Genomic DNA, 8,731 nt, shown 5'->3' on the forward strand with positions numbered 1-8,731 from the left:
GCCGACTCTGCTCATGCGATATCTTCTTCACCACAAAGGCCTTTCCCGCTGGGCTGCGTTGAAGTCGCAAACCCAGCCAGGGTAAGGCCTTTGCCCTATCCTCCCCAGCCGACACGCTTACTCAGGGACTAGCGCGGCCCAACATCGCCGACACCGCCCCGGTCCCACAAAACGTGCACCGATACGGACAACCCCGACTGGTAAACACCGACGCCGCAAAACCATCGCCAAGCACCCTCGGCAACTCCTCACGCGCCGGCCACGCCAACTCGTCGAGATCAACCAACCCCGACGGCGAGCACACGATCCGACCTGATTCATCCCGGCGCGCCAGCCCCGGCACATCTTCTACCCCAGCACCATTGACCACCGCCAACGCCAACTCGGTAAACGCCACCTCGCCATCGCCGACCACCACGAAATCAAAACAGTCATACTCACCCAAAATGCGCTCATAGTTCAGCGTGGCGATCACATTGCCCAACGCGATCTGCACACCCTCCCAGCACTGCCGCGCCCGCCGCGCCAACCACAACACCTCCGCAAAGGTGTCGATACACGAAAACCCCACCAACCGCGGCACACCCGAGACCGCCACCGCAGCCAGCATCGCCTGCCACGTCTGCTCCACACCCTCATGCCCGGCCACCAAACCATTGACCGTCACGACCTCAAGCCCACGCGCCTTGGCGTAAGCCTTGATCGACATCAACCCCAAATGCTCCATCGGCATCGACGAATACACCCACGGACCCCAAAGTTTTTGCGCGCCAACATAGGATCGCCCATTGGCACGAACCCCCGGAGGATTGACCCAACAAAACCGTCACGCCACCACTCCACCCACACCGCCGAGCACCCACTCACCCCCGGCCGCCACCCGCGCTCTTCTTCGCGGCGCCACCTCAGCCATGCGAGCCTGCGCGAGATGCGCCAAAGTTCCCCGTCATTGTTGTGCGGATGGTGTTTCGACGAAGTGGATCGCCCGGCCTGGTTCGACAACGTCCGCCTGGCCCCGCCATGAACACTCCTCGATGTACCGTTCGAATATCACGGTTGTCAGACGAGAGTCCGGGTCGATCTGAACGATCCTTGCTACGTTGCGATTATCTGTCAGTCGGGGGACCTCGACCGTCTGCCAGATGTTGTCGGGGCGCACATCACATCCCACCACTGCGGTGACTGTCCCACTGCAGTTGTCGGCGTATGCCCTGGCCGCGTCGTGCCAAAACCGGACCAGTTCCGGGTCACATTTATTCCATCCCGGAATTGGCTGCATCCCATTTCGTTCCAGCAGCATTTTGAGTGTGGTGCCGTTCGCCCCACTCGCCAGCTGTTCGGCGATTCTCGAACCGTCCGGGCCGACACTCACTCCGCGCACATCAAGCCCCGACCAATAGTAGGCCGTATCGGGATCCGTCTTTGTCAATTCCACCAGCTCGTCGTATGACGGCAAACTGCCCGGCAGATAGTAGTTGCCATCGACTACGAGGCCATCGGTTGAATTGCAGAATTCATGTGGTTTCTCGTCTTCGCTCAGGCTGTCGCTGTGTCGGAGACGGTCCTCGCTGCCGGGGCCGGCGGTTGTCCGACGGCGCGCCGCACTTTCCGTCGTCCACGTCTCATCCGGCGTGCCGAACAGCTGGTCCATTTCGGCAAGCAGACTTTCGGCATAACACCCGAACTCAGCCGCCCGCTCGACCGCGTCTACCAAAGGGGCCGGATCGGCCGCGAGCGGCTCAATCATGGCCGACCTCGCGCAAACCCTGCGCGGACCCCGTCTCGTTGATATGGCAAGCGACACCTACGCGCCCGATCGGCGTCCGCAAAATCGGCAAACCCGGCGGTAGCATCAGCAGCATCGCGTCATCCGGTTCGGGCCGTCGGTCGGCCAGCATCCTTCGGACGCAGCAGCACACGACGATTCCGCGAAACTCCGCATATTCGCGGCCTCCGCGCGCACGGTGTACTCAGCGTCCATCGCGGCACAGCGTATCGAGTGCCCGGGGTGCTCGCAATTTGTTGCGCCGAAGCGTCTAATGCCCGCGCGGTCGATTCGTTGCCTCAATCCGCAGATGCATATCCGCTTTCAGGCCTCGCCGATCCGGTCACCGATCACTTGGTGATTTCGCGGTATCGGAATTTTTCATCGTGTTCGGTATCGAACGCGGAGTTCGGAAGTACCAGCTTGAATGGGTCGGTTCAGCAGTTTCTAAATCCGGATCGGCCTTGTTGGCAGTCTGGTTGAGGGTATTCTCGCGAGTGGCCGGTCGACAGAACCGATGACTGTCATTCCATTCGCCCACAACAACGGCGGCTTTTCGTCTTCGGCAATGAGGGAGGAGCAAAATACTTTGACCCGCCGTCGCCGACATTCCAGCGGATGGTGCAATCGGATGGACCGTGCTGACCAGGCGCTGCCGGTGACGTGCGGACAACTGAAATGTGGACTCGTCACTCCGGCGTGGAGTGACACCGTAGCGCGTTCGCGAAATCGAGGGCGCGAGCCGACGTGCCCGATACGTCCTACCCTCGCTGCGAGCACTGCTTGCGCCGAGCGCGCCATAGCGCCGCGAGATTCCCTTGATCGGCCACCGGGCGTCGGGGTAGCGTAATGCCGGACAATTACGAAACGCTCGGTATCGTAATTGGAATCCTACGAAAAGGAGCGGCTTCGATGCGCAGCGGGTACGCCGGCCTGCCCTTCACCACCTCCACCCCGGAGATCGCGTCAGCGCTCGAGGACGTCAGCATCCCGACACTGTTGCTGTCGCTGGTGCACATCACCGGCAATCCCCGTTTCATTCGTGACTTCAAGCCGATGGGGCTATTCCTCAACGAAGTCCAGGGGTTCATGTCCGAGGAGGACAAGGTCCGCGCCCGCGCCGAAGCCCTGGCGGCGATCTCGCAGTACCGTGACCGCGGCTGCCCCGAACCCGAGCCGCTGAGCATCGACCTGATCCGGGAAATGATGGATTGGGCAGCCTGCGAACACGTCCCCGACGACTACCTGCCCCTGGTACTGGAAGAGATGGACCTCGACGGGGTCGACCCACGCCGACCCGCCCCCTTCCCGTCCGAGCGCGCTGCCCAGCTGCCGGTCGTGGTGATCGGCTGCGGCGAATCCGGCATTCTGGCTGGAATCCGGTTGAAGCAGGCCAACATTCCCTTTGTCATCTTCGAGAAAAACGCCGGCCCCGGCGGAACATGGTGGGAGAACACCTATCCCGGAGCCCGCGTGGACGTGGCAAACCATTTCTATTGCTACAGCTTCGAACCCAACAACGACTGGACACATTTCTTCGCCGAACAGTGGGAGCTGCGAGACTATTTCACCCAGGTGATGGACAAGTACGGCGTATCCGAGCGGGTGCGGTGGAACACCGAGGTACTGGCTGCCGAGTGGCACGACGACGACGACATGTGGACGGTTTCGTTGCGGTCGCCCGACGGCCAGACCACCGTGAACGCGCGCGCCGTCATCACCGCGGTCGGTCAGCTGAACCGACCGTATATCCCGTCATTCGATGGTGCTGACACGTTCGCCGGACCGTCGTTTCACTCCGCGGCCTGGGACCACTCCGTCGACTTGACCGGCAAACGGGTCGCGCTGGTCGGGGCGGGCGCCAGCGGCTTCCAGATCGCGCCGGCGATCGCCGGCGACGTCGAGCGGCTCACCGTCTTCCAGCGCACCGCCCAATGGATGTTCCCCAACCCGATGTACCACGACGAAGTGGGCGACGGCGTGCGCTGGGCGATGCGGCACCTGCCGTTCTATGGCAGATGGTATCGATTCCTGCTGCTGTGGCCGGGCGCCGACAAGGGACTCGACGCGGCGCGTACCGACCCGACTTATCCCGAGCAGGACTATGCCGTCAGCGAGATGAACGCCGCTGCCCGGATGATGTTCAGCCAGTGGATCAGCAGCCAGGTCGGTGACGACGACGAGCTGTTGGCGAAGGTGATGCCCGACTATCCCGCCACCGGTAAGCGCACATTGCAAGACAACGGCAGCTGGCTGCAGACCTTGCAACGCGACAACGTCGAACTGGTGCGCACGCCGATCCGGCGAATCACACCCGGGGGCATCGTCACCGAAGACGGTCAGCCATACCCCGTCGACGTCATCATCTACGCCACCGGGTTTCGTCACACCGACGTGCTGTGGCCGCTGAAGATCCTCGGCCGCAACGGGATTGACCTGCGCGACAGCTGGGGCACCCGGCCCTATGCCTATCTTGGCATCACGGTTCCGGAGTTTCCCAACCTGTTCCTCATCTACGGGCCCGGCACTCATCTGGCCCATGGCGGTAGCCTGATCTTCCAGTCCGAACTCCAGATGCGCTACATCAATCTGTGCCTGGAACACCTGATTGCCGACGATGTGCATTCGATGGAACCGACGGCTCGAGCCGCCGCTGAATGGCATCAGCGTACGCAGGCCGAAATACAGCAGATGGTGTGGTCACATCCGGCCGTCAAACACTCTTACTTCAAGAACGCCGACGGGGAAATCCACACCGTCAGCCCGTGGCGGCTCAGCGAGTACTGGGCCGCGGTGCGACAACCGGACTGGTCTCAATTCGTTCTGCGACAAAGAAAGTGAGCACCCCGACATGCGAACGGTAGTGATCGACGGGCCGGGAAGCATCCGCGTCGATACCCGTCCGGACCCGGTGCTTTCCGGACCCGACGGCGTCATCGTCGCCGTGACCGCCGCCGGTATCTGCGGTTCCGATCTGCATTTCTACGACGGCGACTATCCACTGGCCGAACCGGTCGCCCTCGGTCACGAAGCGGTCGGCACCGTCGTCGAAGCCGGACCGCAGGTGCGTTCCGTCACGGTTGGTGACCAGGTCCTGGTGTCCTCGGTGGCCGGCTGCGGCGGCTGCGAGGGGTGCGCGGCCGGCGACCCGGCGATGTGTCGTTTCGGCCCACAGATTTTCGGTTCCGGTGCGCTGGGCGGCGCGCAGGCCGATTTGCTGGCAGTGCCCGCCGCCGACTTCCAGGTGCTCAAGGTTCCCGACGGGGTCACCACGGAGCAGGCGCTGCTGCTGACCGACAATCTCGCCACGGGCTGGGCGGCCGCCCGCCGGGCCGACATACCGTTCGGCGCAACGGTGGCGGTCATAGGTCTGGGCGCGGTGGGGCTGTGCGCGTTGCGCTCTGCGTTCCTCCAAGGCGCGGCAACGGTTTTGGCTGTGGACCGAGTCGAAGGCCGCCTGCGCCGCGCCGCCGGATGGGGCGCCACACCCGTCGCATCACCGGCGGCGGAGGCCGTTCTTGCCGCCACCGGTGGCCGTGGCGCGGACGCGGTGATCGACGCCGTCGGCACCGACGCGTCCATCACCGACGCGCTGACCGCGGTGCGTCCCGGCGGCACCGTCTCCGTCGTCGGGGTGCATGATCTGCAGCCGTTTCCGCTTCCGGCCCTGGCTTGCCTGTTGCGTAGCATCACGCTGCGCCTGACGATTGCGCCGGTGCAGCGCACCTGGGCGGAGTTGATTCCGCTGCTTCGGTCGGGCCGGCTTGACGTCGACGGCATCTTCACCACGGCGCTGCCATTGGACGAGGCGGTCAAGGGCTATGCGATAGCGGGGTCCCGGTCGGGCGACGACGTGAAGGTCCTGCTCACCCCTTAGTAGCCGTAATGTATTGGGAGTGCATGAAACTGTCGATCTGCACGTCCACCTCCGGGGGCGTCATTCCATAGCCGGCCTGCAACTCGAGGGTGTTGCGGACGGGTTCGACGATCCACCCGCGGTCGGCCAGCCATTCTGCCGGGTTGGTCTTGTCGTCATAGCTGAGAGCCGAGAAGTCCGCATTCCCAGACAGATTGACCCCTGGGTGGGTCGCTTCCAGAGCGGCGAGCTGCTGGTGGTCGACGCGGGTGCCCAAGGCGCCCACGGCAACTCGGCTGCCGGGTGCCGACAGTTCGTCGATCCTCGCGAACAGCGCGTCTTGCGCTTCGCCGGTCAGATACATCAACAGGCCTTCCAACGACCAGGCGGCGGGTTTTCGCGGATCGAAGCCGGCCGCTTTCAGCCGCTCCGGCCAGTCGGTGCGCAGGTCGGCGGGCACCTCGCTGCGGCGGGCTTTGGGCTCGGCGTCCCGCTGGGCGAGGACGCGCGCTTTGAATTCCAGAACTTTCGGCAGGTCGATCTCGAAAACCATTGTCCCGGAAGGCCAATCGAGTCGATAGGCGCGCGAGTCCAGGCCGGCGGCGACGATCACCGCCTGCCGGATCCCGGCGTCGGCGGCCGACCGGAAGAAGTCGTCGAAAAACCGGGTCTGCACGCCGTAGAGGCGGGGGAAGGCCGTCTGCTCGTCGGAGGTTACCGGGTTGGCAAGCAGCTCGGTCAAATACGGGTCCCCGGACGCGGCTACGAAGTGTTCGGCATATTCGTCGTGGACCAGGGGGCGCGGGCCGACGGCATGTAACGCTCGCCATCCCGCCACCAGCAACGCGGTGTAGCCCACGCTACTGACGATGTCCCACTGGTCGTCGTCGGAGCGAAGCGATCCGAATTCAGGTGTTGTCACGGGCCATCCTCTCGTGTCACAGCTCCAGCATTACCGTCACGGGTCCGTCATTGACCAAAGCCACGTGCATGTGCGCACCGAAGACCCCCGTTTGCACGTGTGCACCAAGGCCTCGCAACGCTTCGGCGAACACCGCTACCAGCGGTTCGGCCACAGCGGCCGGTGCGGCGGCGTTCCACGAGGGCCGCCGGCCTTTGGCCGTATCCGCATAGAGGGTGAACTGGCTGACCACCAAGATCGGTGCGTCGACGTCGCAAGCGGACTTCTCGTCGGTGAGAATCCGCAAGTTCCAAAGCTTTTCGGCGAGCCGCTGCGCCTTGTCGGGATCGTCAGTGTGGGTGACGCCGACGAATGCCAGCAGGCCCTGCCGCTCCGGCCGGATGGCGCCGACGACCTTGCCGTCGACTACCACCGCCGCCGATGAGACCCGTTGGACCAGAACCCGCATGGAGTTCGATGCTGCCAGGACGGCTTTGACCGCGAACGCGCTGGGTAGTCTCGTCGTATGTCGGTGCTGGTCGCGTTTTCCGTCACTCCACTGGGCGTGGGGGAGGGTGTCGGCGAGATTGTGGCCGAAGCGGTTCGGGTGGTCCGTGATTCCGGCCTGCCCAATAAGACGGATTCGATGTTCACCGTGATCGAGGGAGATACCTGGGAAGAAGTGATGGCGGTAGTGCAGCGCGCGGTGGAGGCGGTCGCCGCTCGTGCGCCACGGGTGAGCACGGTGATCAAAGTGGATTGGCGTCAGGGGGCGGTAGACGCGATGGCGCAGAAGGTTGCTTCCGTCGAGCGCTATCTGTCGCCTTGAGCCTGTACGGCCGCGGTGAACGCCCGCTCGGCCGCGTCGCCGTGGACGGCAAACACCACCCGCTGCAGCGAATCCGCTTGATGCCGACGCACCGCGTCGACCATCAGTCGTGCCGCCTCCTCGACCGGAAATCCGCCGACGCCGGTGCCGAATGCCACCAGGGCCAGCGAGCGGCAGCCCAGCTCGTCGGCCTTGCGCAGGGTCGAAGCGGTGGCGCGGCTGATGATCTCGGCTGAGGTCGGTCCGCCCAGCTCCATCGTCGCCGCGTGGATGACGTAACGCGCCGGCATCACACCCGCGGTGGTTTCGACCGCTTCCCCAAGCCCGATGGGCGCCTTCTCGTTTGATTCGCGCTGCACTTCCGGTCCGCCGGCGCGCGCGATCGCCGCAGCGACGCCACCGGCGTGGCGAAGCTGGGTGTTGGCCGCGTTGGTGATCGCGTCGAGTTCGAGCTTGGTCACGTCGGCCTGAAGTACCTCTATGTCGAGCATTCACACATTCTCGCGCAGCGAGCACTGGCACACCCGCCAAGCGCCACGAGCAGATCCAGCGATGACGGCACCGGTATGCAGGCAACGAACGCGATGCTGATCAGCCCAGCTGCACGGACCGGCCGCGCCGACAACCTTGTCGGGCCGCCCGGTCGCAACGTCACAAATCGCGCGCGGTAGGTGCGCGATGGCGCGCCCATGAAATTTCGACCGAAACCTGAAATCTCGGAGTGTGTTGTGCGTACGCTATGAATTCCTTCGGGGGTCGACGAATGACCGCCTAGGAGGTTGTCGTGCGACACCGGCGACGACGGCGTTAAAGGGTGGCACAGGCGGTGCCGTCGGCAACTTCACCCCGGGCGGCATCCCCAACGGCACGGCCGGCACGCCGGGCACGCCTGGCACGAAGGGCTGAAGCCGGTCGCAGTAGCTGCGCGGGCAGGTTCGCGCCGCGCCGTCGTCGACGGCAGCTGACTGCCAGCAGCCTCGATGGCTAACGACGATCAAACCGCGCAACCCGTCTGCGACCGGCCGCAGTGCCCCGCAAATCATGGCGAACCGTCAGCTAGGTCGGGTAGCTTGACTCGAGCGCAGAAACAGGCGCGTTGCAGAAAGGCAGACAAATGGCTCTTTGTCCTACCCCAGCACCGGCCCTACGCGCATGAACGCCGACAAGCCCTCAGAGGGTTCGCCCGGCCAGCCCGGTGAACCCGGCCAACCCGGCCAGCCCGGCGGTCCGCGCGGGCCAGGTGGCCAAGGGGGTGCCGGCGGTGCCGGGGGTAGAGGTGGCGCCGGAGGTCGAGGCGGACAAGGTGGCCAGGGCGGTGCCGGCGGGCCGGGCGGCCAAGGCGGTCGGGGGGGTGACGGCGGCATGGGCGGAGCACCAGGC

Annotated in this window: 8 protein-coding genes and 1 pseudogene; 3 read left to right on the forward strand and 6 right to left on the reverse strand. The window is 64.7% G+C overall.

Going from position 1 to position 8,731, the window contains the following annotated elements; genetic code table 11:
• Positions 1-121: 121 nt before the first annotated feature.
• Positions 122-745, reverse strand: a complete 624-nt coding sequence (locus EET03_RS13895) for a B12-binding domain-containing radical SAM protein (protein ID WP_244232354.1) — start codon at positions 743-745, stop codon at positions 122-124.
• A gap of 201 nt (positions 746-946) precedes the next feature.
• On the reverse strand, positions 947-1,747 hold the full coding sequence (locus EET03_RS13900) for a hypothetical protein (RefSeq protein ID WP_075540689.1): 801 nt from the start codon (positions 1,745-1,747) through the stop codon (positions 947-949).
• Positions 1,748-2,677: 930 nt separating this feature from the next.
• Between EET03_RS13900 and EET03_RS13905 the strand changes: the two genes are divergently transcribed.
• Both EET03_RS13905 and EET03_RS13910 read left to right on the forward strand, forming a co-directional pair.
• Positions 2,678-4,606, forward strand: coding sequence for a flavin-containing monooxygenase (locus EET03_RS13905; protein ID WP_099194184.1), 1,929 nt, complete (start codon positions 2,678-2,680; stop codon positions 4,604-4,606).
• Positions 4,607-4,616: 10 nt separating this feature from the next.
• Entirely contained in the window at positions 4,617-5,642 is a 1,026-nt protein-coding gene (locus EET03_RS13910) for an alcohol dehydrogenase catalytic domain-containing protein (protein WP_075540688.1), read from the forward strand.
• On the opposite strand, the gene EET03_RS13915 is transcribed toward EET03_RS13910, so the two are convergent.
• Together EET03_RS13915 and dtd are read right to left on the reverse strand one after the other, a co-directional pair.
• Positions 5,632-6,543 carry a class I SAM-dependent methyltransferase gene (locus EET03_RS13915; protein ID WP_075540687.1) on the reverse strand — a complete coding sequence of 304 codons (912 nt, stop codon included), beginning with the start codon at positions 6,541-6,543 and terminating at the stop codon, positions 5,632-5,634. The genes EET03_RS13910 and EET03_RS13915 overlap by 11 nt on opposite strands.
• 16 nt (positions 6,544-6,559) lie before the next feature.
• Positions 6,560-6,991, reverse strand: coding sequence for a D-aminoacyl-tRNA deacylase (dtd, locus tag EET03_RS13920; protein WP_075540686.1), 432 nt, complete (start codon positions 6,989-6,991; stop codon positions 6,560-6,562).
• Positions 6,992-7,048: 57 nt separating this feature from the next.
• Here dtd and EET03_RS13925 point away from each other — a divergent pair, with 57 nt between their 5' ends.
• A complete protein-coding gene (locus tag EET03_RS13925) occupies positions 7,049-7,351 on the forward strand; it encodes an MTH1187 family thiamine-binding protein (RefSeq protein ID WP_063469378.1) in 303 nt (100 codons plus the stop codon).
• Here EET03_RS13925 and EET03_RS13930 read toward each other — a convergent pair.
• Entirely contained in the window at positions 7,336-7,842 is a 507-nt protein-coding gene (locus EET03_RS13930) for a macro domain-containing protein (RefSeq protein ID WP_075540685.1), read from the reverse strand. The two genes, EET03_RS13925 and EET03_RS13930, sit on opposite strands and share 16 nt — an antisense overlap.
• Positions 7,843-8,521: 679 nt before the next feature.
• A pseudogene (locus EET03_RS30815) lies at positions 8,522-8,731 on the reverse strand (hypothetical protein); the annotation flags it as partial.

The sequence above is a fragment of the Mycobacterium innocens genome, from assembly GCF_900566055.1.
Classification (GTDB): Bacteria; Actinomycetota; Actinomycetes; order Mycobacteriales; family Mycobacteriaceae; genus Mycobacterium; species Mycobacterium innocens.

Bases quoted from the DNA above. Each gene is read 5' to 3' on its own strand.
- dtd (WP_075540686.1), bottom strand. From the start codon at position 6,991: ATGCGGGTTCTGGTCCAACGGGTCTCATCGGCGGCGGTGGTAGTCGAC.
- EET03_RS13900 (WP_075540689.1), bottom strand. From the start codon at position 1,747: ATGATTGAGCCGCTCGCGGCCGATCCGGCCCCTTTGGTAGACGCGGTC.
- EET03_RS13910 (WP_075540688.1), top strand. From the start codon at position 4,617: ATGCGAACGGTAGTGATCGACGGGCCGGGAAGCATCCGCGTCGATACC.
- EET03_RS13930 (WP_075540685.1), bottom strand. From the start codon at position 7,842: ATGCTCGACATAGAGGTACTTCAGGCCGACGTGACCAAGCTCGAACTC.
- EET03_RS13905 (WP_099194184.1), top strand. From the start codon at position 2,678: ATGCGCAGCGGGTACGCCGGCCTGCCCTTCACCACCTCCACCCCGGAG.
- EET03_RS13925 (WP_063469378.1), top strand. From the start codon at position 7,049: ATGTCGGTGCTGGTCGCGTTTTCCGTCACTCCACTGGGCGTGGGGGAG.